This window comes from Mesorhizobium sp. M0306 (assembly GCF_040321655.1).
Lineage (GTDB): Bacteria > Pseudomonadota > Alphaproteobacteria > Rhizobiales > Rhizobiaceae > Mesorhizobium.
In genome coordinates, this window is the sequence record NZ_JAMYRY010000017.1 from 45,265 (window position 1) to 69,011 (window position 23,747).

20 protein-coding genes are annotated in these 23,747 nt (G+C 64.0%); 7 read left to right on the forward strand and 13 right to left on the reverse strand.

What is annotated here, in order from left to right; translation table 11 throughout:
* Positions 1 to 33 precede the first annotated feature (33 nt).
* From NKI95_RS21595 to nhaA, 3 genes are all read left to right on the forward strand, one after another.
* Positions 34 to 1,359, forward strand: coding sequence for an ActS/PrrB/RegB family redox-sensitive histidine kinase (locus tag NKI95_RS21595; protein WP_352719283.1), 1,326 nt, complete (start codon positions 34 to 36; stop codon positions 1,357 to 1,359).
* 63 nt (positions 1,360 to 1,422) lie between these two features.
* Positions 1,423 to 1,986, forward strand: coding sequence for an ActR/PrrA/RegA family redox response regulator transcription factor (locus NKI95_RS21600; RefSeq protein WP_023676342.1), 564 nt, complete (start codon positions 1,423 to 1,425; stop codon positions 1,984 to 1,986).
* 91 nt (positions 1,987 to 2,077) lie between these two features.
* Complete coding sequence (gene nhaA, locus NKI95_RS21605) at positions 2,078 to 3,271, forward strand: Na+/H+ antiporter NhaA (RefSeq protein WP_352517237.1); 1,194 nt, start codon at positions 2,078 to 2,080, stop codon at positions 3,269 to 3,271.
* Positions 3,272 to 3,320: 49 nt separating this feature from the next.
* On the opposite strand, the gene NKI95_RS21610 is transcribed toward nhaA, so the two are convergent.
* The 7 genes from NKI95_RS21610 to NKI95_RS21640 form a co-directional block, all read right to left on the reverse strand.
* Complete coding sequence (locus NKI95_RS21610) at positions 3,321 to 4,748, reverse strand: gamma-aminobutyraldehyde dehydrogenase (RefSeq protein WP_352719284.1); 1,428 nt, start codon at positions 4,746 to 4,748, stop codon at positions 3,321 to 3,323.
* Between the two features lie 25 nt (positions 4,749 to 4,773).
* The gene (locus tag NKI95_RS21615) at positions 4,774 to 5,589 is read right to left on the reverse strand and encodes an ABC transporter permease (RefSeq protein ID WP_352719285.1); all 816 of its coding nucleotides are present in this window, start codon (positions 5,587 to 5,589) and stop codon (positions 4,774 to 4,776) included.
* Positions 5,579 to 6,529 carry an ABC transporter permease gene (locus NKI95_RS21620; protein ID WP_352719330.1) on the reverse strand — a complete coding sequence of 317 codons (951 nt, stop codon included), beginning with the start codon at positions 6,527 to 6,529 and terminating at the stop codon, positions 5,579 to 5,581. The genes NKI95_RS21615 and NKI95_RS21620 overlap by 11 nt, the downstream gene beginning before the upstream one ends.
* Positions 6,530 to 6,543: 14 nt before the next feature.
* Positions 6,544 to 7,542 carry an ABC transporter ATP-binding protein gene (locus NKI95_RS21625; protein ID WP_352719286.1) on the reverse strand — a complete coding sequence of 333 codons (999 nt, stop codon included), beginning with the start codon at positions 7,540 to 7,542 and terminating at the stop codon, positions 6,544 to 6,546.
* A gap of 189 nt (positions 7,543 to 7,731) precedes the next feature.
* Positions 7,732 to 8,886 (reverse strand): ABC transporter substrate-binding protein, encoded by a 1,155-nt coding sequence (locus NKI95_RS21630; RefSeq protein ID WP_352719287.1) that lies wholly within the window; start codon positions 8,884 to 8,886, stop codon positions 7,732 to 7,734.
* 201 nt (positions 8,887 to 9,087) lie between these two features.
* On the reverse strand, positions 9,088 to 10,014 hold the full coding sequence (locus NKI95_RS21635) for a LysR family transcriptional regulator (RefSeq protein WP_352719288.1): 927 nt from the start codon (positions 10,012 to 10,014) through the stop codon (positions 9,088 to 9,090).
* Between the two features lie 67 nt (positions 10,015 to 10,081).
* On the reverse strand, positions 10,082 to 10,858 hold the full coding sequence (locus tag NKI95_RS21640; protein WP_352719289.1) for a DeoR/GlpR family DNA-binding transcription regulator: 777 nt from the start codon (positions 10,856 to 10,858) through the stop codon (positions 10,082 to 10,084).
* Positions 10,859 to 11,292: 434 nt separating this feature from the next.
* On the opposite strand from NKI95_RS21640, the gene NKI95_RS21645 reads away from it, so the two are divergent.
* Positions 11,293 to 12,177 carry a phosphotransferase gene (locus tag NKI95_RS21645; RefSeq protein WP_352719331.1) on the forward strand — a complete coding sequence of 295 codons (885 nt, stop codon included), beginning with the start codon at positions 11,293 to 11,295 and terminating at the stop codon, positions 12,175 to 12,177.
* A complete protein-coding gene (locus NKI95_RS21650; RefSeq protein ID WP_352719290.1) occupies positions 12,174 to 14,627 on the forward strand; it encodes a GcvT family protein in 2,454 nt (817 codons plus the stop codon). Before NKI95_RS21645 ends, NKI95_RS21650 begins: the two co-directional genes overlap by 4 nt.
* Positions 14,628 to 14,645: 18 nt before the next feature.
* On the opposite strand, the gene NKI95_RS21655 is transcribed toward NKI95_RS21650, so the two are convergent.
* A complete protein-coding gene (locus NKI95_RS21655; RefSeq protein ID WP_352719291.1) occupies positions 14,646 to 15,278 on the reverse strand; it encodes a class I SAM-dependent DNA methyltransferase in 633 nt (210 codons plus the stop codon).
* 103 nt (positions 15,279 to 15,381) lie between these two features.
* Here NKI95_RS21655 and NKI95_RS21660 point away from each other — a divergent pair, with 103 nt between their 5' ends.
* Positions 15,382 to 16,284 (forward strand): phosphotransferase, encoded by a 903-nt coding sequence (locus NKI95_RS21660; protein ID WP_352719292.1) that lies wholly within the window; start codon positions 15,382 to 15,384, stop codon positions 16,282 to 16,284.
* Here NKI95_RS21660 and NKI95_RS21665 read toward each other — a convergent pair.
* The 3 genes from NKI95_RS21665 to ilvD form a co-directional block, all read right to left on the reverse strand.
* Positions 16,281 to 17,201 carry a DMT family transporter gene (locus tag NKI95_RS21665; protein ID WP_352719293.1) on the reverse strand — a complete coding sequence of 307 codons (921 nt, stop codon included), beginning with the start codon at positions 17,199 to 17,201 and terminating at the stop codon, positions 16,281 to 16,283. The two genes, NKI95_RS21660 and NKI95_RS21665, sit on opposite strands and share 4 nt — an antisense overlap.
* A 114-nt stretch (positions 17,202 to 17,315) precedes the next feature.
* Positions 17,316 to 18,590: an amidohydrolase family protein gene (locus NKI95_RS21670; protein ID WP_352719294.1), complete on the reverse strand. Its 1,275-nt coding sequence runs from the start codon at positions 18,588 to 18,590 to the stop codon at positions 17,316 to 17,318.
* Between the two features lie 28 nt (positions 18,591 to 18,618).
* Positions 18,619 to 20,463, reverse strand: a complete 1,845-nt coding sequence (gene ilvD, locus NKI95_RS21675; RefSeq protein ID WP_352719295.1) for a dihydroxy-acid dehydratase — start codon at positions 20,461 to 20,463, stop codon at positions 18,619 to 18,621.
* A gap of 290 nt (positions 20,464 to 20,753) precedes the next feature.
* Between ilvD and NKI95_RS21680 the strand changes: the two genes are divergently transcribed.
* Positions 20,754 to 21,227 (forward strand): VOC family protein, encoded by a 474-nt coding sequence (locus NKI95_RS21680; RefSeq protein ID WP_352719296.1) that lies wholly within the window; start codon positions 20,754 to 20,756, stop codon positions 21,225 to 21,227.
* Positions 21,228 to 21,397: 170 nt separating this feature from the next.
* Here the strand turns inward: NKI95_RS21680 and NKI95_RS21685 are convergent, their stop codons facing one another.
* Both NKI95_RS21685 and NKI95_RS21690 read right to left on the reverse strand, forming a co-directional pair.
* Positions 21,398 to 22,996, reverse strand: coding sequence for a peptide chain release factor 3 (locus tag NKI95_RS21685; protein ID WP_502908411.1), 1,599 nt, complete (start codon positions 22,994 to 22,996; stop codon positions 21,398 to 21,400).
* 111 nt (positions 22,997 to 23,107) lie between these two features.
* A complete protein-coding gene (locus NKI95_RS21690) occupies positions 23,108 to 23,599 on the reverse strand; it encodes a hypothetical protein (protein WP_352719297.1) in 492 nt (163 codons plus the stop codon).
* Positions 23,600 to 23,747: the final 148 nt, after the last annotated feature.

Below are 23,747 nucleotides of genomic sequence, written 5' to 3' on the forward strand. Positions count from 1 at the left end.
CCTCCGGCTGTTTCCCCTCTATAATCGTCGGCCATGATAAACATCCTGCACGCACCCGACTTCCAGCAAAGCCAGCGGCTGCGCCTCAACACGCTGATCAGGTTGCGCTGGCTTGCCATCGTCGGCCAGAGCCTGACCGTGCTTGTCGTCGCTTACGGGCTGAAATTTCCGCTGCCGGTCAGCATGTGTTTTGCGCTGATCGCCTGTTCGGCCTGGATGAACCTTTTGCTGACCTTCCGCTATCCGGCGGCGCATCGGCTTACACCGTTCTCGGCCTTCGCCATCCTGACCTTCGACAGCCTGCAGCTTGCCGGCCTGCTCTACATGACCGGCGGCCTCACCAATCCGTTTTCGCTGCTGATGACCGTGCCCGTCGTCGTCTCGGCGACGTCGCTGCCGCTGCGGCTGACCGCCATGCTCGGCGCGCTGGTGATCGTGGCGGCGACGCTGCTGGTTTTTTACCACCTGCCGCTGCCCTGGCATGAGGGCGCGCCATTGGCGATGCCGTTCGTCTATGTCGCCGGCATGTGGATGGCGGTGTTCTGCTCCATCGCCTTTACCGCGATCTATGCCTTCCGGGTGGCCGAGGAGGCGCGGCTGCTTGCCAACGCGCTTGCCGCCACGGAATTGGTGTTGCAGCGAGAGCAGCATCTCTCGGCCCTCGACGGCCTCGCCGCGGCCGCCGCGCACGAGCTCGGCACGCCGCTCGCCACCATCACGCTTGTCGCCAAGGAGATGGAGAAGGCGCTTGGCGAAGATCCGAAATACGGCGAGGACGTGAAGCTGCTGCGTTCGCAGAGCGAGCGCTGCCGCGAAATCCTGAAGCGCCTGACCAGCCTTTCCTCCGAGAGCGAGGTGCACCTCTCGCGTCTGCCGCTGACCTCGCTGGTCGAGGAAGTGACGGCGCCGCACCGCGATTTCGGCATTTCGATCAAGCTTCGGCCGGGCGAGCGCATTGGCCCGGAACCGGTGGGCCGGCGCAATCCCGGCGTCATTTACGGCCTCGGCAATCTGGTCGAGAACGCCGTCGACTTTGCCCGCAAAAACGTCACCATACGCTGGAAATGGAATGAGGCCGCCGTCAGCTTCTCGATCATCGACGACGGGCCGGGCTTTCCGCCGGAGATCATCGACCGCATCGGCGAACCTTATATGTCGACGCGCCAGGGCACCGAAGCCGGCGGCGGCCTCGGCCTCGGCCTGTTCATCGCCAAGACCTTGCTCGAACGCTCCGGCGCGACGCTCGATTTCCGCAATTCAAGCGAGCCCGGCGAGGGCGCTATCGTGCAGATATCGTGGCCGCGCAGCGTCTTCCTCAATCCCGAGCAGGCTTCGGCCACCATGTTCGACACGGCCTAAATTGGACAATACCGTTGCGAAACTATATTTGCGTAAAAATCAGGCAGCAGGATTTTCAGCACGATGAGTACTGACGAAACGATTGGCGCAATGGTCGAAGGCGAGGACACCTCGCTGCTGATCGTCGACGACGACAAGCCGTTCCTGACGCGGCTTGCCCGCGCCATGGAAACCAGGGGTTTCGTGGTCGAGACGGCGGAGAGCGTCGAGGAGGCGGTTGCCAAGGCGCGCGCCAATCCGCCGGCTTATGCGGTGGTCGACATGCGGCTGGCCGACGGCAACGGCCTCGACGTCGTCGCTGCCATTCGCGAGAAGCGCGACGATGCCCGTGCCATCATCCTCACCGGCTACGGCAACATCGCCACTGCCGTGACGGCGGTAAAGCTCGGCGCCATCGACTATCTGTCGAAGCCTGCCGATGCCGACGACATTTTTGCGGCTCTGACCCGCACCGCGGGCGAACGCGCAGCGCCGCCCGAAAATCCAATGTCGGCCGATCGCGTGCGCTGGGAGCACATCCAGCGCGTCTACGAAATGTGCGACCGCAACGTCTCGGAAACCGCACGCCGCCTGAACATGCATCGCCGCACGCTGCAACGCATCCTCGCCAAGCGCGCGCCGCGCTAAAGGGCTCTGACTACAGGCTTGCCCGGCCAGCGCTGTTTGCGCATCATCGCTTGGCGGTGTCGGACCTTGCCGCTGATACGACGGAGGCGACATGCAGGACGAAAAGCGGCTGGTCTCCATGCTGCGCGAATTCCTCGACAGCGAGGCGGCCGGCGGCCTCATCCTGATGGCTGCGGCGGCCTTGGCCCTGATCGTCGCCAATTCGCCGCTGGGCGAGGCTTATTTCTCCGCCCTCCATGCCTATCTCGGACCGCTCAGCGTCTCGCACTGGATCAATGACGGCCTGATGGCGGTGTTCTTCCTGCTGGTCGGCCTCGAGATCAAGCGCGAGATGCTCGACGGCCAGCTCTCGACCTGGCCGCGCCGCGTGCTGCCCGGCATCGCCGCCGCCGGCGGCATGGCAGTGCCGGCACTGGTCTACGTCGCCATCAACCGCAACAATCCAGCCGCTCTGTCCGGCTGGGCGATTCCGACCGCCACCGACATCGCCTTTGCGCTCGGCGTGCTGTCGCTGCTCGGCAGCCGCGTGCCGGGCTCGCTGAAGATATTCCTCACCGCGCTCGCCATCATCGACGATCTCGGCGCCGTGCTCATCATCGCGGTGTTCTATACCAGCGGCCTGTCGCTCGCCTATCTCGGCGCCGCCTTCGCCGTCATCGCGCTGCTGGTGGTGCTCAACCGCATGCGGGTGCTGACGCTGCTGCCCTATATCGTGCTCGGCATCGTTCTGTGGGTTTTGGTGCTCAAATCGGGCGTCCATGCGACGCTCGCTGGCGTTGCGCTGGCCCTCACCATCCCATTGAAGATATCGCCGGGCAGCGGCCACGATCTCGACCATTCGCCGCTGCACCGGCTCGAACACGGCCTGCACAAAATCGTCGCCTTTTTCGTCATCCCGATTTTCGGCTTTGCCAACGCCGGCGTCTCGCTCGGCGGTCTCAGCGCTGCCGCGCTGGCCGAGCCGCTGACGCTCGGCGTCGCCGCCGGTCTCGTCGCCGGCAAGCTGGTCGGCGTCTTCGGGTCTTCCGCACTCGCCATCCGGCTCGGCTTCGCCGATTTGCCGGTCAATGCTGGCTGGCTGCACATGGTCGGCATTTCGCTGCTCTGCGGCATCGGCTTCACCATGAGCCTGTTCATCGGCCTGCTCGCCTTCGCCAGCGACGTCGCTCTGCAGGACGCGGTCAAGGTCGGCATCCTCGCCGGCTCCTTCATCTCCGCGATCCTCGGCGCCGCCGTACTGCTGGTGGCGCCGGCCGCGGACGGGACGGACGAGGCCGAAGAATAGTCGCGCCAACACTTCCGGCCTTCAGGCCACCTTCCCCCGCATCTGGACCCTACCCGTGCGCAACCATGACGTGGCGGACGGCGGTATAGTCCTCCAGCGCGTAGAGCGACATGTCCTTGCCGTAGCCGGATTGTTTCAACCCGCCATGCGGCATCTCGTTGGTCAGCATGAAATGGGTGTTGATCCAGGTGCAGCCATATTGCAGCCGGGCCGCCGTCGCCATGGCGCGCGAAACGTCCTTGGTCCACACCGATGACGCCAGGCCGTAGTCAGAGTCATTGGCCCAGTTAACGGCCTCGTCGACTTCGGAAAAGCGGGTGACCGAGACCACCGGACCGAACACTTCGCGGCGCACGATCTCGTCCTCCTGCAGCGCGCCGGCGACGACGGTCGGCTGATAGAAAAAGCCGGAGCCTTCGCCGGGCTTGCCGCCAGTGGTGATCTCGATGTGCTTGAGCTCCGAGGCGCGCTCGACGAAGCTCGAGACGCGGTCGCGCTGGCGGCGCGAGATCAGCGGCCCGATCTCGTTCTCGGTGTCGTCGGGGCGATCATACTTGATGGTCGAGACCGCAGCGGAGAGGTCGGCGACGAGCTTGTCGTAGATCTTCTTGCCGGCGTAGATGCGGCAGGCGGCGGTGCAGTCCTGGCCGGCGTTGTAATAGCCAAAGGCGCGCAGGCCGTTGACCACCGCACCGAGATCGGCGTCATCGAAGACGATGACAGGCGCCTTGCCGCCGAGCTCGAGATGCGTGCGCTTGACCGATTTGGCGGCGGCCTGCAGCACCTTCTTGCCGGTGGCGACGTCGCCGGTGATCGAGATCATGTTGACCTTCGGATGGTTGATCAGCGTGTTGCCGACGCTGTCGCCGCGGCCGAGCACGACGTTGACGACGCCTTCCGGCAGGATCTCGGCAAGGATTTTTGCCAGCTTCAGCGCAGTCAGCGGCGTCTGCTCCGACGGCTTGAAGACGACGGTGTTGCCGCCGGCAATCGCCGGCGCCAGCTTCCAGGCCATCATCATCAGCGGATAGTTCCACGGCGCAATCGACGCCACGACGCCGATGGCGTCGCGGCGGACCATCGAGGTGTGGCCGGGAATATATTCGCCGGCGACCTGTCCGGGCATCGAGCGGACCGCGCCGGCGAAGAAGCGGTAACAGTCGACGATCGCCGGGATCTCGTCATTGAGCACGGCATTGATCGGCTTGCCGCAGTTCAGTGCCTCGAGCGCCGCGAAATCCTGTGCAGCAGCTTCGATGCGATCGGCGATCTTCAGGAGATAGCCGGCGCGCTGCGCCGGTGTTGTGCGGGACCAGGTGACGAAGGCATTTTCGGCGGCAAGCACTGCCGCCTCGATCTGCGCCGGGCTGGCCTCGGGCAGATTGAGGATGGTCGCCCCGGTCTTCGGGTTGAGGATCGGTTCCTCGGTCTCGGTGCCTTTTTCGAATTTCGAGCCGATCAGCATCTGCGTGTCCATGGAAGTCTCTCCCTTATGAACGAGATCATTTGCCCGAACCGGCGATCTGGTCGCCGTCGCGGGTCAGGTAATAGGCAGCGAGGATGGGAAGCAGCGTCACCAGCACCACGACCATTGCCACGACATTGGTGACCGGACGCTGGCGCGGACGGATCAACTCTTCGAGCATCCAGATCGGCACCGTTTGCTGCTGGCCGGCGGTGAAGGTGGTGACGATGACCTCGTCGAAGGACAGCGCAAAGGCAAGCATGCCGCCGGCCAGCAGCGCGGTTGCGATGTTGGGCAGCACGACATGCCGAAAGGTCTGGAAACCGTCGGCGCCGAGGTCCATCGACGCCTCGATCATCGAGCCGGACGTGCGGCGGAAACGGGCGACCGCATTGTTGTAGACGACGACCACGCAGAAGGTGGCGTGGCCGAGCACGATCGTCCAGAACGAGAACGGGATTTCGGCCAGCGCGAAGGCCGAGCGCAGCGCAATGCCGGTGATGATGCCGGGCAACGCGATCGGTAGGATGACCAGCAGCGAGATGGTTTCGCGGCCGAAGAATTTTGTGCGGGACACGGCGGCGGCGCACAGCGTGCCGAGGACGAGCGCGATGGCGGTCGAGATCGCCGCGACCCGTACAGACAGCGATAGCGCCTGCCAGACGTCGGGCCGGTTCCAGGTGATGGCGAACCATTGCGTCGTCAGGCCCGGCGGCGGCCAGACGAAGCTCTTCTCCTCGGTGGTGAAGGCATAGACGAAGATCAGCAGGATCGGCAAATGCAGGAAAAGCAGGCCGCCGGTGGCAGCGAGCTTCAGGCTGATCGGCGCGGATGGGCCACGGTCAGAGCGCATCGAAAGCCCCCATGCGCTTGGCGCCCCAGAGGTAGAAGCCCATGATGACAATGGGCACCACGGTAAAGGCGGCGGCGAGCGGGATGTTGCCGGCGGTGCCTTGCTGCGAATAGACGGCCTGCCCGATGAACAGCCGCGAGGTGCCGATGATCTGCGGGATGATGTAGTCGCCGAGCGTCAGCGAGAAGGTGAAGATCGAGCCGGCGACGATGCCGGGCAGCGCCAGCGGGAACAGCACGTTGCGAAAGGTCTGGCCGGGCGAGGCTCCGAGATCGGACGAGGCCTCGACCAAATTGCCCGGCACGCGCTCGAGTGCGGCCTGTACCGGCAGGATCATGAAGGGCAGCCAGACATAGACGAAGACGATGAAGGTGCCGGTTGAGGAGACCGACAGCGAGTTGCCGCCGACGATCGGCAGCGATAGCCAGGCATCAAGCAGCCACAGAAGATGCAATTTGGCCAGCAGCCACGTCAGGATGCCTTCCTTGGCGAGGATCAGCTTCCAGGCATAGATCTTGACCAGGTAGCTCGACCACAGCGGCAGCATGACGCCGAGATAAAACAACGCCTTCCAACGGCCACGCGGATAGCGCGCCGCGTAATAGGCGATGGGAAAGGCGATGACCGCCGACGCGAGCGTCACCAGCGCCGCCATCGTCACCGTGCGCAGGATGATGTCGAGATTAGCGGCCTGCAGCAGATCGCCATAAGTCTTCAGCGTGAACTCGCGGTTGATCAGGCCGGAGAATTCATCGATCGAGAAGAAGCTCTGCAAAAGCAGCGCGAACAGCGAGCCGATATAGACGATGCCGAGCCACAGAACCGGCGGCAGCAGCATGAGCAGAAGCAGCAGTTGCGGCCGGCGCCAGAAGATGTCGGAGAGCGCGCCGCGTACGCCGCCGCTGCCCGGCAGGATGGCGGGGGCCGTGGCCCGCGGCATGGCAGCGTCAAGGCTCATCCCAGCTCATCCATCAAATGCAAATGCTCGCGGTTGAAGGTGAGCACCACCGCCTCGCCTTCCCGGGGCAAGGCAGCACCCGCCGGCACGATGGCATGTAGCCGCAAGCCCTCTGCATCGAGCGCCAGTCTTGTCGTGGCGCCGAGATAATTGGTCGAGACCAGGCGGGCGGCAACGCCTTCGCCCTTGGCCGCCCTGCCAATGCGGATGGATTCGGGCCGCAGGCTGCCCCAGCGATGCTGGCCGGCATAGCGCTGGACGAAGTCCGGTGGCAGCACGTTGGACGAGCCAACAAAATCGGCGACGAAGCGGGTCTTGGGGCGCTGGTAGATGTCTTCCGGCGTGCCGATCTGCATGATCTTGCCGTCGTTGAAGACGGCGACGCGGTCGGCCATCGACAGCGCTTCGCCCTGGTCGTGGGTGACGAACACGAAGGTGATGCCGAGCGCCTTCTGCAGCGATTTCAACTCCTCCTGCATGTTTTCGCGCAACTTGAGGTCGAGCGCGCCGAGCGGCTCGTCGAGCAACAGCACCTTGGGCTGGTTGACCAGCGCACGGGCGAGCGCGACGCGCTGGCGCTGGCCGCCGGAAAGCTGGCCAGGGCGACGGGCCCCGTAGCCGGGAAGCCGCACCAGCGACAGCGCTTCTTCCGCCGCCTTTTGCCGCTCCGGTCTGCCGACGCCCTTGACCATCAGCCCATAGGCGACGTTGTCGAGCACGTTGAGATGCGGGAACAGCGCATAATCCTGGAACACGGTGTTGACGTTGCGGCGATAGGGCGGCACGCCCTCGGCGCGTTCGCCGAAGATCGAGATCGACCCAGCCGTCGGCTGCTCGAACCCGGCGATGAGGCGCAGGCACGTCGTCTTGCCCGAGCCGGAAGGCCCGAGCATGGCGAAGAACTCGCCCGGCACGATGTCGAGATCGACCGCGTCGACGGCACGCACGCTGCCGAAATGGCGGGAGACGTTTTGGAAGGAAACGGCGGAGGTCATGGGGCTGTCCTGATCTGTCAGGCTCATTAAATTTCAGGCAGTTGCGCCGCCCCTCATCCGCCTGCCGGCACCTTCTCCCCGTATAGTGGACGGGGAGAAGGGAGGCGCTCCAACGCTGGCGACCCCCCGTTCTTCACGGGGAGAGGGTAAGGGTGAGGGGCAGCGCCGAGCTTCGTAGGTGAGGCGAACTCACCGCCCGCCGATGACGCCGATATAGTCCGACACCCAGCGGTAATAGGGCACGCACTGGTCGTTCTGGGTGGCGCATTTCGAGACCGGCGTCTTCCAGAACTTGATCTTGTCGAAATTGTCGTAGCCGTTGGTCTTGCATCCTTCTTCACCGAGCAGTTCGTTGCCCTTGCAGGCGGCGGGCACCACCGGCAGCGACCCGAACCAGGCGGAGACGTCGCCCTGCACTTTCGGCGACAGCGAATGCTCCATCCACATGTAGGCGCAGTTCGGGTGGGCAGCATCGGCCTCCATCATCGTGGTATCGGCCCAGCCGGTAACGCCCTCCTCGGGGATGGTCGAGGCGACCGGCTTCTTGGCCGCGATCAGCGTGTTGACTTGGTAGGGCCAAGAACCGGAGGCGACGACGCCTTCGTTCTGGAAATCGTCAACCTGGATGGCGGCGTCATGCCAATAGCGTCCGACCAGTGTACGCTGGACCCGCAGCAGGTCGAGCGCGGCCTTGTACTGGTCCTCGGTCAGTTCGTACGGATCCTTGATGCCGAGCTCCGGCTTGTGAGCCATCAGGTAATTGGCGGCGTCGGCGATGTGGATCGGCCCGTCATAGGCCTGGACGCGGCCCTTGTTCGACTTGCCGTCGGGCAGCTTCATTTCCTCGAACACGATGTTCCAGCTCTTCGGTGCCTCCTTGAACACTTCGGTGTTGTACATCAGCACGTTCGGCCCCCACTGATAGGGGACGCCGTAATGGACACCGCCGACGGTGAACCAGGGCGCATCCTTCAGCCGGTCGTCGACCGTCTTCCAGCTCGGTATGAGGTCGGTGTTGATCGGCTGGACGCGCTTGCCGGCAACCAGGCGCAGCGAGGCGTCCCCCGAGGCGGTGACAAGGTCGAAACCGCCTTCGTTCATCAACGAGACCATCTCGTCGGAGGTGTTGGCGGTCTTGACGTTGACCTTGCAGCCGGTCTCCTTCTCGAACGAAGTGACCCAATCGTAGCCTTTGTCGGTTTCGCCGCGCTCGATATAGCCGGGCCAGGCGACGATATTGACCTCGCCTTCACTCTTGCCGAGCTCCTTGACCTGGGCGATGGCCTGGCCGGAGAAGGTCAGCGCGACCGTCAAGGCAGTGCATGATTTCAGCAATGAATTCATCGTCGATCTCCCATTTTGCATGACCCCGAAACCGGTTTCGGTTTTCGGAAGAAGATCATGCGCCCGTTCAAAAACGTTGGATGCGCGGCTCTGAAGGGCCGTGCTCCGGCGGCAGCTTTGTTCCCTGACCGAAAAGTGCTGCGAAATTTCCGGTTTCGCAAATTCATTTATCAGAAAGCCGATATCGGTTTTTCCGATACGTCAGCGGCCGATCTTCTCGGGCCGTTGGCGCACCATGCGCTGCGACTGGGCAAGCCCGATGAAGTCGCGCGCCGCCTGCGGCAGACTGGAGCCGCGCCGCCAGACCATGCCGACCTGGACGACCGGCAACGACCCCGAAATATCGCGCGATTCGATGCGATCGCCTTCCAGCGACCATGGCCGGTAGACGAGGTCGGGCAGCAGCGCCACGCCGGCGCCGGTGGCGACGAGGCTGCGCACCGCTTCGACCGAGCGGGTGCGGAAGGCGACATGCGGCTTGGCGCCGATCGCCGTCAGCAGCTTTCCGGTGTTCTCCTCGATCTCGTCGACGGTCAGCATGATCAGCGGTTCCGAGGCGATGTCACCGATGCCGATAATGTCGGCGCCGGCCAAGGGATGGCCGAGCGGCAGCCACAGCCGGTAAGCCGAGACTTCGAGGATTTCGGACTGCAGTGCCGTGCGGTCGCGCAGGTTCGAGGTGACCATGACGGCAATGTCGAGCTTGCCGCCGATCAACAGGTGCTCGAGATAGTCGCCATTGTCCTCGATCGCCGAGACCTCGACACCGGGATAGGCGCGGCGGTAGCGGGCAAGAAGATCGGACAGCACATAGCCGGCGACCAGCGAGGTGACGCCAAGTTGCAGCCGCCCGCTTGCCGCGATCTGTTCGCCGAAGAAGGCGCGGCGCGCATCGGAAACGTCGGCGAGGATCTTCCTCGCATGGCGCAGGAACTGATGGCCCTTGTGGGTGATGTTCAGTCCGCGCGGGTGGCGCTCGAACAACTCGACGCCGAGATCGTGCTCCAGCTCCTTGATCGCCTCGGTGACCGAGGATTGCGAGATCGACAGGTTCTGGGCGGCGCCCGATACCGTGCCCTGCTCGGCGACGGCGATGAAGAACTGCAATTGGCGGATGGTGAAAGCCATGGCTGGACTAAACACGGCAGAGGCGGCGCTGGGAAGTGGGATGCTGGTGCCGATCTGCCGATAGAACTCAGCCCTCGCTCCCGCCATCGGCAATGCTGAGCCGCGCGCCGGCCTGGGCAAGGGCAGCGGCGATGTCGTGCGGTGGCGGCCGGTCGGTGGCGAGTTCGGAAAAGCCGTCGAATCCGCAGACCTGAACCAGACCCTGGCGGCCGAATTTGCTGTGGTCGGTGACGACAAGCGAACGCTGGCCCCGCGACAGCACCATGCGGGCGAACTCGGCCTCTTCCAAATCATAGTCCATGACGCCGGTGACGGCATCGACCGCACCGGTCGATATCACCGCATGGCTGACGGAAAAGCGGCTGACGAATTCGATGGCCGAGACGCCGAAGGCAGCACCGGAATCGCTGCGCAGCTCGCCGCCGGCCATATAGACCTTGTTGCCGTTGACGGTGGCCAGTGTGCGGGCGATGTCGGAGGAGTTGGTGACGACCGTCAGCCGCCGGTGGCCGAGCAGTTCCCGGGCCAGGAAAGAGGTGGTGGTGCCGGTGTCGAGCATGATCGATTCGCCGTCGCGGATGGTGGCGGCGACCAGGCGCGCTATTGCCCGCTTGGCGTCGGCGTTCTCGCGCATGCGCCGCTCGAACGGCGCTTCGCCGGCAATCGACGGCAGGCCGACGGCGCCGTGCATCTTGAGGATGGAACCGTCGTTGGTCAGTGGCTTGACGTCGCGGCGTACCGTCTCCAGCGAGACGCCCAGCCGGTCGGCCAGGCTGGCAATGGTGACAGTGCCTTCCTCCTTGAGGAGGCGCAGGATTTCGCCATGCCGCTTCGAGTGGACCATCGGTTCCATCCGGTCGGATTGTTGCACTGTTGACCGTTTCTACGGCATAAATGCCACTAACTCCAAGGAATTTAGCAAAATTCGGGCGAAAAACCAGAAAACACCACAATTTCGCGTTGACAACGTCTCCAGCGTGGCGCGACATTATCGCTGTGACAGGCTCGGAACGGAGGACGGGGCTGAGCCGCACGAAAAATCGCCTGCCCGAACGCCCGGGAAACTGTCGGGTGCAAGGGTGCCGAAATTCAGGATCCGCGGGGGCGGATGCCGGCCTCGAAGAACCCGGCACAAAGGGGCTCGTCGGTGCGGTGCGGGATACCGATCCCGAGATCTGCACCGACGAGATCTTCGCGTTGCCTCCATTCCTCGGTCCGATTGTCATCGCTGGCCAGCCGTGACATGCGTGGAAAATTGACCCAATGTTGGACGAGATCGTGACTGTCGAAGACCGCATCCGCGCGCTGCCTTGCTGGACCGGCAGCATCGACATTGCGCCGCTGCCGGGCGGGCTGAGCAATGCCAATTATCTGGTCAAGGACGCGGCCGGGCGGCATGTCGTGCGCATCGGCCAGGACTATCCGTTCCACCATGTCTTTCGCGAGCGCGAGATGATGACCGCGCGGGCAGCGCACGCGGCAGGCTTCGCTCCGGCCGTCCACTACACCGGACCCGGCGTCATGGTGACGGAGTATCTCGGCGCCAAGGCCTATGTCGCGCAAGACGTGCGCGCCGATCTCGGCCGCGTCGCCGCGTTGCTGCGCGGCTTCCACCGGGAAATGCCCAGTCATGTCTCCGGCGCCGGCTTCATGTTCTGGGTATTCCACGTCATTCGCGACTATGCGCGCACGCTGGAGGAAGGCGGCAGCCGCAAGCTGAGCGAATTGCCACGCCTTTTGACGCTGGCGGACGAGCTCGAGCGCGCGCAAAAACTGCTGCCGATCGTCTTCGGCCACAACGACCTTTTGCCGGCTAATATAATCGACGACGGTCACAGGCTTTGGCTCATCGATTTCGAATATGCCGGGTTCAACACGGCGATGTTCGACCTTGCCGGCGCGGCTTCGAATGCCGGCATGAGCGACGAGGAATCCTTCGCCTTCATGACCGCCTATTTCATGAAGGAGCCGGACCCGGCAATACGGCGCTCGCACGCCGCCATGCAATGCGCGTCGCTGCTGCGCGAGGCGATGTGGGGCATGGTTTCCGAGCTCTACCTCGACGCGCCCGGCATCGACTACGCCGCCTACGCCGACGAAAACCTGGCGCGGCTCGAAACCGCCCTGGAGAACTACAGGACAAAATACGGGACGCGGACATGACCCTGCCCGCCCAGGCCGAGATCGTCGTCATCGGCGGTGGCATCATCGGCTGTTCGACGGCCTATCATCTGGCGCGCGACCACAAGGCCGAAATCGTGCTGCTCGAACAGGGCAAACTGACCTCGGGCTCGACCTGGCATGCTGCCGGGCTGGTCGGCCAACTGCGCTCGTCGGCGTCGATCACGCGCGTGCTCAAATATTCGGTCGATCTCTACAAGGGGCTGGAAGCCGAAACCGGCCTCGCCACCGGCTGGAAGATGACCGGCTGCCTGCGGCTAGCCACCAATGCCGACCGCTGGACCGAGTATAAGCGGCTGGCAACGACGGCAAAGAGCTTCGGCATGGATATGCATTTGCTGTCGCCGGGCGAGATCAAGGAAATGTGGCCGCTGCTGGAAACCGGCGACCTCGTTGGCGCGTCCTGGCTGCCGACCGACGGTCAGGCAAGCCCTTCCGACATCACCCAGTCGCTGGCCAAGGGCGCGCGCATGCACGGCGCAAAATTGTTCGAGGAGGTGCGGGTCACCGGCTTCGAGATGAGAGACGGCCGCATCACCGCGGTGAAGACCAGCAAGGGCGATATCGCCTGCGACAAGGTGGTGAACTGCGCCGGGCAATGGGCGCGGCAGGTGGGTGCGCTGGCTGGCATCAACGTGCCGCTGCAGCCGGTGAAGCACCAGTACATCATCACCGAGAGGATCGACGGCTTAGCGACCGACTCGCCGACAATTCGCGACCCCGATCGCCGCACCTATTTCAAGGAGGAAGTCGGCGGGCTGGCGATGGGCGGCTACGAGCCGAACCCGCAGGCCTGGACGACCGGTCTGCCGGGCGGCGATGTGCCGGAGGATTGGGAGTTCCGGCTGTTCGACGATGATTACGATCATTTCGAGCAGCATATGAGCCAGGCGATAGAGCGTGTCCCGGCGCTCGCCAACGTCGGCGTCAAGCAGATGATCAACGGGCCGGAGAGCTTTACGCCGGACGGCAATTTCATCCTCGGCGTGGCGCCGGAATGCCCCAATATGTTCGTCGGCGCCGGCTTCAATGCCTTCGGCATCGCGTCCGGCGGCGGCGCCGGCTGGGTGCTAGCGCAATGGGTCGTCGACGGCGAGGCGCCGCTTGATTTGTGGGTGGTCGACATCCGCCGCTTCTCCGATCTGCACCGCGACAGGCAATGGGTCGGCGACCGCACGCTGGAAGCCTACGGCAAGCACTACATGATCGGCTTCCCGCATGAGGAATATCTCACCGGCCGGCCGCGCATCGTCTCGCCTCTATACGAGCGGCTGCAAAAACATCGCGCCGTGTTCGGCTCGAAGCTCGGCTGGGAGCGACCGAACTGGTTCGCGCCGGAGGGCGTCGAGCCGAAGGACGTCTATTCGATGGGCCGGCAGAACTGGTTTTCATCCGTCGGCGACGAGCATCGCCATGTACGCGAAAAGATCGGCATTTTCGACCAATCGTCGTTTGCCAAATACGAAATGACCGGAGTGGACGCGCTGAAGGCGCTGGACTGGATCTGCGCCAACGACGTCGCCAAGCCGGTCGGCCGGCTGACCTACACGCAGCTCCTCAACACGCGCGGCGGCATCGAGGCCGATTTGACCGTGGCGAGGCTCGGTGAGGAGAAATTCTACATCGTCACCGGCACCGGTTTCCGCACGCATGATTTCTCCTGGATTGCCGATCATATCGGCAGAGAGTTCGACGTGACGCTGACCGACGTCACCGAGGATTTCGGCACATTGTCGCTGATGGGGCCGCGTGCCCGCGACGTGCTGTCAGCGGTGACCGATGCCGACGTCTCGAACGCCGCCTTTCCGTTCGGCCATGTTCGCGAGATCGCCATTGCCGGCCACGCCGTCCGGGCGCTGCGCGTCACCTATGTCGGCGAGCTCGGCTGGGAACTGCATGCGCCGATCGCGGCGACGGGCGAGGTTTTCGACGCGCTAATGGCGGCGGGCGCTGTCCACGACATCCGCCCGGTCGGCTACCGGGCGCTGGAATCGCTGCGGCTGGAAAAAGGCTACCGCGCCTGGGGCGCCGACATCACACCCAACGACACGCCGCAGGAGGCCGGCCTCGGCTGGGCGGTGAAGCTCAGGAAGAACACCGATTTCCTCGGCCGGCGGGCGCTTGAAAAGCTCGATGGCTCCACGCTCAGGAAACGTTTTGCCGGCTTCACTGTCGAGGATCCGGATGTCGTCCTGCTCGGGCGCGAGACCATCCTGCGCAACGGCGAGGCGGTCGGTTATCTCACCAGCGGCGGCTATGGCTACACCATCGGCACGAACATCGGTTACGGCTATGTGCGCAATGCCGATGGCGTCAGCGATGATTTCCTCACCTCCGGCGATTACGAGCTGGTGGTGGCAATGGAACGGACGCCGGCTAAGATCCACCTCGAGCCACTTTACGATCCGACGGGGGCAAAGGTGAAGGCCTAGAGCCTTCCGGTTTCAGCCTCAGTTCACGATGAGCACCAGCCCCCGGCTCAGCACCGTATCGGCCTCGCCCGGCATCGAGACATAGGGCGGCGTCTCCTCGGCGCGGGTGACGGTGCCTTGCGCCTCGAGCTCGGCGATCCGGGCGGCAAACCCGGCATCCCACAGTGTGTTCTTTACCGTCAGCACGATCACCCCGCCCGGCCGGCAGATGCGGATCAGCTCGTCCAGACCCTCGGCCCCGACATGGCCGGACGTGAAGACGCCGGCTGAGATGATCCCGACGTAGGCATCGTCCACGAAAGGCAGCGGTCCGCCAAGCGCCAGGCAGTGCAGCGCCGAATAGACGCCTTTGCGCGCAGCTTGCGCCAGCATGCCTTCCGAGATGTCGAGGGCCTCGACCTGCGGATAACCGGTGATGGCAAGCCATTCGCCGATGAGCCCGGTGCCGGCGCCGGCATCGAGCAGAGGTGCCGCGCCGCGCGGCAGATGGCGGGCCAGCAAGGCAAGGCAGATGGTCGGATGGCGATAGCCGGCCGCCGACATGTCGGCGTCATAAGTGCCTGCCCAGCTGTCGTAGAGCGCCGCGACGTCTTCCGGTCGCTTCGCCGCATAGGCTGCGGCGAGCGCGCTCTGCTGTTTGCTATCCGTCATCGCTTTCCGTCGCCTGGTATCGATCCGCAACGCGATCATAGCCAAACGGCGAAAACTGTGGAACCGTCGTCGTCGCAATAACACGGGGAAAGGAGCGAAAGCCATGGCGGATGACCAGGCACGCGCCGCACTTGCGGCCATTCCGATGCTGGCCGGCTATGACGGTCCGCTGGAACGGCTCGGTGGCCTCACTAACCTCGTCTTCAGGGGGAAAGATTTCTGCCTGCGCATTCCCGGCAAGGGTACCGAGGAATACATCAACCGCGCCAACGAGGCAGTGGCGGCGCGGGAGGCGGCGAAGGCCGGCGTCAGCCCGGAAGTGCTGCATGTCGATGCCGAGACCGGCGTGCTGGTGACCCGCTTCGTTGCCGGCGCCGAGACGATGTCGCCGGAAAAGTTCAAGACCCGACCGGGCAGCCCGGCACGCGCCGGCAAGGCCTTTCGCAAGCTGCACACATCCCGCGCGGTGTTCCCCTTCCGCTTCGAGCTGTTTGCGATGATCGACGACTATCTGCAGGTGCTGTCGACCAAGGATGTCGCTCTGCCTTCCGGCTATCACGATGTGGTCCGCGAGGCGGAGGCAGTGCGCTCGGCACTTGCCGCTCATCCTTTGCCGCTCGTCGCCTGCCACTGCGACCCGCTATGCGAAAACTTTCTCGACACGGGCGACAGGATGTGGATCGTCGACTGGGAATATTCCGGGATGAACGATCCGCTCTGGGATCTCGGGGACCTCTCGGTCGAAGGGCAATTCGACGCCGCGCAGGAGGAGGAAATGATGCTGACCTATTTCGGCGGCGAGCCGAGACCGGCAGAGCGCGGCCGCATCGTCATCTACAAGGCGATGTGCGACCTGTTGTGGACGCTGTGGGCCTTGATCCAGCTTGCCAACAAAAATCCGGCCGACGACTTTCGCGCCTATGCCGACGGCCGGTTTGCGCGCTGCAAGACGCTGATGGAGACGCCGGAATTTTCGCGGCATCTCGCAGCGGTGCGCCGGGGTTAATTCACACCCTTCGGCACGTTTTCTGGCGGCACGGTGTCGACCACCTTCTGGCGGTGGAAGATGAACAGGCCGGCCAGCACGACGATGGCCGAGCCGATCAGGATGCGCGGCCCAGGCACATCGCCGAAGAAGGCGAGGCCGAAGACCACTGCCCACAATAGCAGGCTGTAATGCAGCGGCGCCAAGGTCGAGGCCGGCGCCAGCTTCAACGCCCTGGTGATCATCAGATGCGCGCCGCAGGAGACGATACCGAGAAGCAGCATGGCGCCGAAATCGAGCGAGGACGGCGTCTTCCAGGTGCCGATGGTCAACGCAGCGCCGACCAGCAGCGTGCCGATGGTCTGCCAGGTCACAAGCGCCGTGTCGCTGGTGCCGCGCAGGCGCCGATTGAGGATGATGGCGAAGGCAAAGGAAATGCTGCCGGCGAGCGCGAACATCGAGGACAGCGAGAACGCGGCCGAAGACGGCTTCAGCATGATCAGCACGCCGCAGAAACCGACCAGGATCGCCGCCCAGCGGCGCCAGCCGACCCTTTCGCCGAGCAAAAAGTGCGACAGCGCCGCCACATAGATCGGCCCGGCCATGTAGAAGCTCATCACATCGGCGAGCGGCAGATAGACGACCGCCGCGTAGAACAGCGCCGTGTCGAGCGTCGTCATCACCACGCGCAGCAGCTGCAGCTCCGGCCGCTCCATACGAAACAGCTTGGCCGCACCCTGATGTGCAATCATCGGCCCGAGTATGAAAAAAGCGCCGATCGAGCGGATCAGCACGACCTGGCCTACGGAAAAACTGGCGACCAGCCACTTGCCCATCGCGTCGTTCAGCGCAAACAGGAAATCGCCGGCGAGCATCAGCAGGATACCGGCCAGCAGCACGTTCCTGATCGTTGAGTTCTGGGCTGCGGGCTGCGCCATTCCGTTACCGGTTCCTTGCCGTGGATACGGTGACCCGCGTCGTAGTCGCAAGCGGTGGCCGTGACGAGGCGGAAATCAAGAATTCGGTAAGACCAGCGCCGGAAATCGGCTGGACTAAGCGTGGCGCCGGTTCACCGTGCCCGGCCTTCCGGCGATCGAAAGCCGCGTGTCCTGCCGGCTGCGCTCGGCCACCACCTTGCCCCTGGCAATGACGCAGAGACGCTCGGGGCGCAGGCGCAGCGCCTCGACCGGATTGCCGGCATCGAGAACGACCAGGCTGGCGCGCTTGCCGACGGCAAGGCCAAGGTGGTCGAGGCCCATGATGGCGGCATTGACGTTGGTGACCATGTCGAAACAGCGCGCCATCTCGGCCGGGCTCGACATCTGCGCGACATGCAGGCCCATGAATGCGACGTCGAGCATGTCTGCCGTGCCCAGCGAATACCAGGGGTCGAGCACGCAATCCTGGCCCCAGCCGACGCGGATCCCATGCGCCAGCATTTCCTTGACCCGCGTCAGGCCGCGGCGCTTGGGAAAGGTGTCGTGGCGGCCCTGCAGCATGATGTTGATCAGCGGATTGGGGATCGCCGAAACGCCGGCCTCGGCAATCAGCGGCAACAGCTTCGAGACGTAGTAATTATCCATCGAATGCATCGAGGTGAGGTGCGAGCCGGCCACTCTGCCCTGCAATCCCAGGCGCTGCGTCTCATAGGCTAGTTGCTCGATGTGGCGGGACAGCGGATCGTCAGTCTCGTCGCAATGCAGGTCGACCATCAGGCCGCGCTCGGCCGCGATCTCGCAGAGCTCGGTGACGGAGCGCGTGCCGTCGGCCATGGTGCGCTCGAAATGCGGGATGCCGCCGACGACATCGACGCCCAGGTCGAGCGCGCGGACGGTGTTCTGGTGCGCTGTCGGCGAGCGATAGAGCCCGTCCTGCGGGAAGGCGACCAGTTGCAGGTCGATATAGGGGGCAACCGTCTTCTTCACGTCGAGCAGCGCTTCGACCGCCAGCAGGCGGTCATCACAGACATCGACATGGGTGCGGATGGCGAGCAGGCCCATCGACGCCGCCCAGTCGCAATAGGCGAGCGCACGGTCGCGCACCGCCTCGTGGGTCAGAAGCGGCTTCAGCTCGCCCCACAGCGAAATGCCTTCGAGCAGCGTGCCCGAGACATTGATGCGCGGAATGCCGAGCGAAAGCGTGGCGTCCATATGGAAATGCGGATCGACAAAGGGCGGCGAGACCAGATTGCCATGAGCATCGATCGCCGTGCCGGCGCTGACGTTCAGCTCGGGTTCTATCGCTGCGATCGTTTCGCCGACGATGCCGATATCTGCGATCCTGCCGTCGGGCAGCGTCCCGCCGCGCACCACAAGGTCGAAATCCATCTATCGCCACCTCGTTGAAGAATGATGCCTATTCCGGCACATACCGCACCGCCCCCTTGGCGGCACTTGTCGCCATCGCCGCATAGGCGCGCAAAGCCGTCGTCACCTTGCGCTTGCGCTTTTCCTCGGGCTTCCAGGCAGCCATTCCCTTGGCCTCCATCGCCGCGCGGCGGGCGGCGAGCTCCGCGTCGTCGACGGCCAGCCGGATGGTGCGGTTGGGGATATCGATCTCGATCGTGTCGCCTTCCATGACCAGTCCGATCAGCCCGCCTTCCGCCGCTTCCGGCGAGACGTGGCCGATCGACAGGCCGGAGGTGCCGCCGGAAAAACGACCGTCGGTGATCAGCGCGCAGGCCTTGCCGAGACCCTTCGATTTGAGATAGCTGGTCGGATAGAGCATTTCCTGCATGCCGGGGCCGCCACGCGGCCCTTCATAGCGGATGACGACGACATCGCCGGCCTTGATCCCGTTCGACAGGATCGCCTTGACGCTGGCGTCCTGGCTTTCGAACACCCTTGCCGGGCCGGTGAATTTCAGGATCGATTCATCGACGCCGGCAGTCTTCACGATGCAGCCGTCGAGCGCCAGATTGCCTTTCAGCACGGCAAGGCCGCCATCCCTGGAGAAAGGATGTTCGGCCGAGCGGATGACGCCGGTTTCGCGGTTCGTGTCGAGCTCGTCCCAGCGGCGATCCTGGCTGAAGGCGACCTGCGTCGGCACGCCGCCGGGTGCCGCGAGGAAGAAATCGCGGACATTTTGGCTGGTGGTGCGCGAAATATCCCAATGGTCGAGCGCTTCGCCGAGGCTCGCGGTATGCACCGTCGGCAGGTCGCGGTTGATCAGCCCGGCGCTATCCAACTGGCCGAGGATCGCCATGATGCCGCCGGCGCGGTGGACGTCCTCCATATGAACGTCTGCCTTGGCCGGAGCGACCTTGCACAGCACCGGCACCCGCCGCGAGAGCCGGTCGATGTCTTCCATGGTGAAGTCGACCTCGCCCTCATGTGCTGCGGCGAGGATGTGCAGCACGGTGTTGGTCGAGCCGCCCATGGCGATGTCGAGCGTCATGGCGTTCTCGAAGGCGCCCTTCGAGGCGATGCTGCGCGGCAGCGCGGTGTCATCGTCCTGCTCGTAATAGCGCTGGGCTAGATCGACGATCAGATGGCCGGCCTCGACGAACAGGCGCTTGCGGTCGGCATGCGTGGCCAGCGTCGAGCCGTTGCCGGGCAGCGAGAGGCCGAGCGCCTCGGTCAGGCAGTTCATCGAATTGGCGGTAAACATGCCGGAGCAGGAGCCGCAGGTCGGACAGGCCGAGCGCTCGATGGTCTTGACGTCCTCGTCGGAGATTTTGTCGTCGGCGGCCGCCACCATGGCGTCGACCAGGTCAAGCGCCTGGCTCTTGCCGGCGAGCACCACCTTGCCGGCCTCCATCGGACCGCCGGAGACGAAGACGGTCGGGATGTTGAGGCGCAGCGACGCCATCAGCATGCCGGGCGTGATCTTGTCGCAATTCGAGATGCAGACCATCGCGTCGGCGCAGTGCGCGTTGACCATGTATTCGACGGAGTCGGCGATCAATTCGCGCGACGGCAGCGAATAGAGCATGCCGTCATGGCCCATGGCGATGCCGTCATCGACGGCGATGGTGTTGAACTCCTTGGCGACGCCGCCGGCCTTTTCGATCTCGCGGGCAACCAACTGGCCGAGATCCTTCAGATGGACATGGCCGGGCACGAATTGGGTGAAGGAATTGACCACGGCGATGATCGGCTTGCCGAAATCCGAATCCTTCATCCCGGTGGCACGCCACAGGCCGCGGGCGCCGGCCATGTTGCGGCCATGGGTTGTGGTGCGGGAACGGTAGGCGGGCATTGAACTGTCCTTGCTGTCTGCGTCGCGCCCAAAGGTGCGGAAAACCGGAATTGAGCCGCAGGCCTTATAAACGCCACGCTCTGGTCTGGCCACAATTTTGCGCTGCGCCAGGGTGTGGAACGAGCGGCCAGCCAAAGACGCAGCCGGTCCAGGCCGTAAAAAAGTCAGAAGTGCTGTCGGATCGTGTTTTGCTCGAGCGTCCTTGGGCAGACGGCGGCACCGGGCATCAATCGCCAGCCGGCCGTTTTGCGAGTGAAAACAAAGCCAAAACCAGCCCGAGGAGCAAGAGAATGCAAAAGATCACCACCTGCCTGTGGTTCGAGGACCAGGCCGAGGAGGCCATGAACCATTATGTCTCCATCTTCAAGAACTCGAAGGTGCTGAGCGTGATGCGCTGGCCCAAGGGCAGCGGCGATCGTGAGGGCAAGGTGCTGATGGTCTCATTCGAGCTCGACGGCGTTCAGTTCCAGGCGCTCAACGGCGGGCCGCAATTCAAGTTCACCCAGGCAGTCTCGCTCTCCATCGACTGCAAGACGCAGGAGGAGGTCGACTATTTCTGGGACAGGCTTATCGCGGGCGGTGGCGAGCCCAGCCAGTGCAGCTGGCTGAAGGACAAATTCGGCCTCTCCTGGCAGGTTGTTCCCGAGCAGCTGCCCAGGCTGCTGCTGGACCCCGACGGGGAAAAGGCCGGCCGCGTGATGCAGGCGATGATGCAGATGACCAAGATCGACATCGCCAAGATCGAAGAGGCAGCCAAGGGGTGAACGAACGCGCTCTTGCCTTCTCCCCCCTGTGGGAGAAGGTGGATCGGCGCGAAGCGCCGAGACGGTTGAGGGGTGCTGGACGGAATGAGACGTTGCTGTTTCCTGGAACACCCCTCATCCGTCGCCTTCGGCGACACCTTCTCCCACAAGGGGAGAAGGAACGCGGCGCATCAGGCCGCTCTGTCGCGGACCTGATAATCCTTGACTGCCGCGAAGCGGATCGCCTTCCAGCGCTCGGCCTCGTAGTTGAGCGAGAAGGCGTGCTGGGCGAGGAACACCGGATCGTTGTCGAGATCGCGGGCGATGTCGCCGCGATGCGCCTCGATGAAGCGCTGGAGCTCTGCCCTGTCGTCGGCTGATATCCAGCGGCAGACGGAAAAGCGCGACATCTCGAAATCGACCGGCAGTGTGTATTCGAAGTTCAGCCGCTCTTTCAGGACATCGAGCTGCAGGGCGCCGACGACGCCGACGATGGCCGGCGAGCCGTCCTCCGGCGAGAACAATTGCACGACGCCTTCCTCGGCCATCTGGTGCAGCGCTTCCTTGAGCTTCTTAGCCTTCATGGCATCGCCGAGGCGAACGCGGCGCAGGATTTCAGGTGCGAAATTCGGCACGCCGCGAAACAGGATCTCCTCGCCCTCGGTCAGCGTGTCGCCGATGCGCAGCGTGCCGTGGTTGGGGATGCCGACGACATCGCCGGCGAATGCCTCGTCGGCGGTGACGCGGGTGCGGGCGAAGAAGAATTGCGGCGCCGACAGGCTCATCGGCTTTCCAGTGCGCACCAGCTTGGCCTTCATGCCGCGCTCGAGCTTGCCGGAGCAGACACGGACGAAGGCGATGCGGTCGCGGTGGTTGGGGTCCATATTGGCCTGGATCTTGAAGACGAAGGAGGTCATCTTGTCCTCGGTCGCCTCGACCTTGCGGCTGTCGGCCTCCTGCGCGCGCGGCGGCGGCCCATAGGCGCCGAGCGCCTCGATCAGGTCGCGCACGCCGTAATTGCGCAGCGCCGAGCCGAAATAGACCGGCGTCAAATGGCCTTCGCGGAAGGCTTCCAGATCGAGCGGGCGGCAGGCCTCGCGTGCCAGCTCCAGCTCCTCGATGAAGGCCTCCCGCTCGTTCTCCGGCAACAGGCCGGCGACCCGGTTGGAATCGGGTCCATTGACCGGCGTGCGCTCCTTTTCGGCGTCGCCCTTGCGAACCGCGTTCAGCGCCAGATGGTAAGTGCCGGAAAAGGTCTTGCCGCGGCCGATCGGCCAGGTGATCGGTGCTGTATCCAGCGCCAGCTTCTGCTCGATCTCGTCGAGGATGTCGAACGGGTCGCGGCTTTCGCGGTCCATCTTGTTGACGAAGGTGATGATCGGGATATCGCGCAGCCGGCAGACCTCGAATAGTTTCAGCGTGCGCGGCTCGATGCCCTTGGCGGCGTCGATGACCATGACGGCGCTGTCGACCGCCGACAGCGTGCGATAGGTGTCGTCGGCGAAATCCTCGTGGCCGGGCGTGTCGAGCAGGTTGAAGACGGTGTCCTCGTATTCGAAGGTCATCACCGACGTCACCACCGAAATGCCGCGCTCGCGTTCGATCTTCATCCAGTCCGACCGGGTCTGGATGCGGTCCTTCTTGGCTTTGACCTCGCCGGCAAGCTGGATGGCGCCGCCGAACAAAAGCAGCTTTTCGGTGAGCGTGGTCTTGCCGGCGTCGGGGTGGGCAATGATCGCGAAAGTGCGGCGGCGCGATACCGCTTGTTCGATGTCTTCAGCCAATTTCATGGAATCCTGTCTGTGGCGCGGGCTTCTAGCAGCGCTTTTCCGGCCTGTCGAACGGAAACACCCTTCGCCCCTCAATGCCAGATGATGCAAATGTCACTGCGGGCCGCGAGTTCAGTCACGGATCACAGCCGCTTCAGTGACCGAACCGGCATCATCCGTGCGGATGGCGAGCCACTCATAGTCGATCGAAAGCAATCCCCTTTCCGGGCCGAGGACATAGACCAGGCTCCAATCGGAAAACTTGTCGGTCTCAGGCGGCGGGCCGAGCGCCGCAAGGACTTCTGCGCGCGATTTCCCAACCAACCACCCGGTCAGCACCAGGCTGTCGGCGATGCGATGGCGTTTATGCAAGGGATCATACCAGCTGTAGTCACCGACTTGCCACCACGATCGAATGAACGGCAGTGGGCCGAAGAAAACGGCATAAGCGATCATGACCATGGCAGTGCCAAGAGCCAGACCTCGCGTCCAGCGGCGCAAACGAGCCCTTTGTGGCTGGGGCATGATTTCTGGTCGGGAACTCAACAGCGGAAGCTTTCTCGCAAAGACAATGTCATCGACCGTTTCGAGAACGGAACACCACGACGCACCAAGGGTGAGCATGTATCACGACGGCAGGAGGGTATGAAGTCCTGCCGTTTAAGGTGGAGGCCGTGAGCAAAGACATCCTCGTCATCGGCGCTTCCATCGCCTGGAACCTGAGTGCAGAGCTGTCGACCTCTCCGGCTGCCGCGGTCTCCGGTTCACGTCC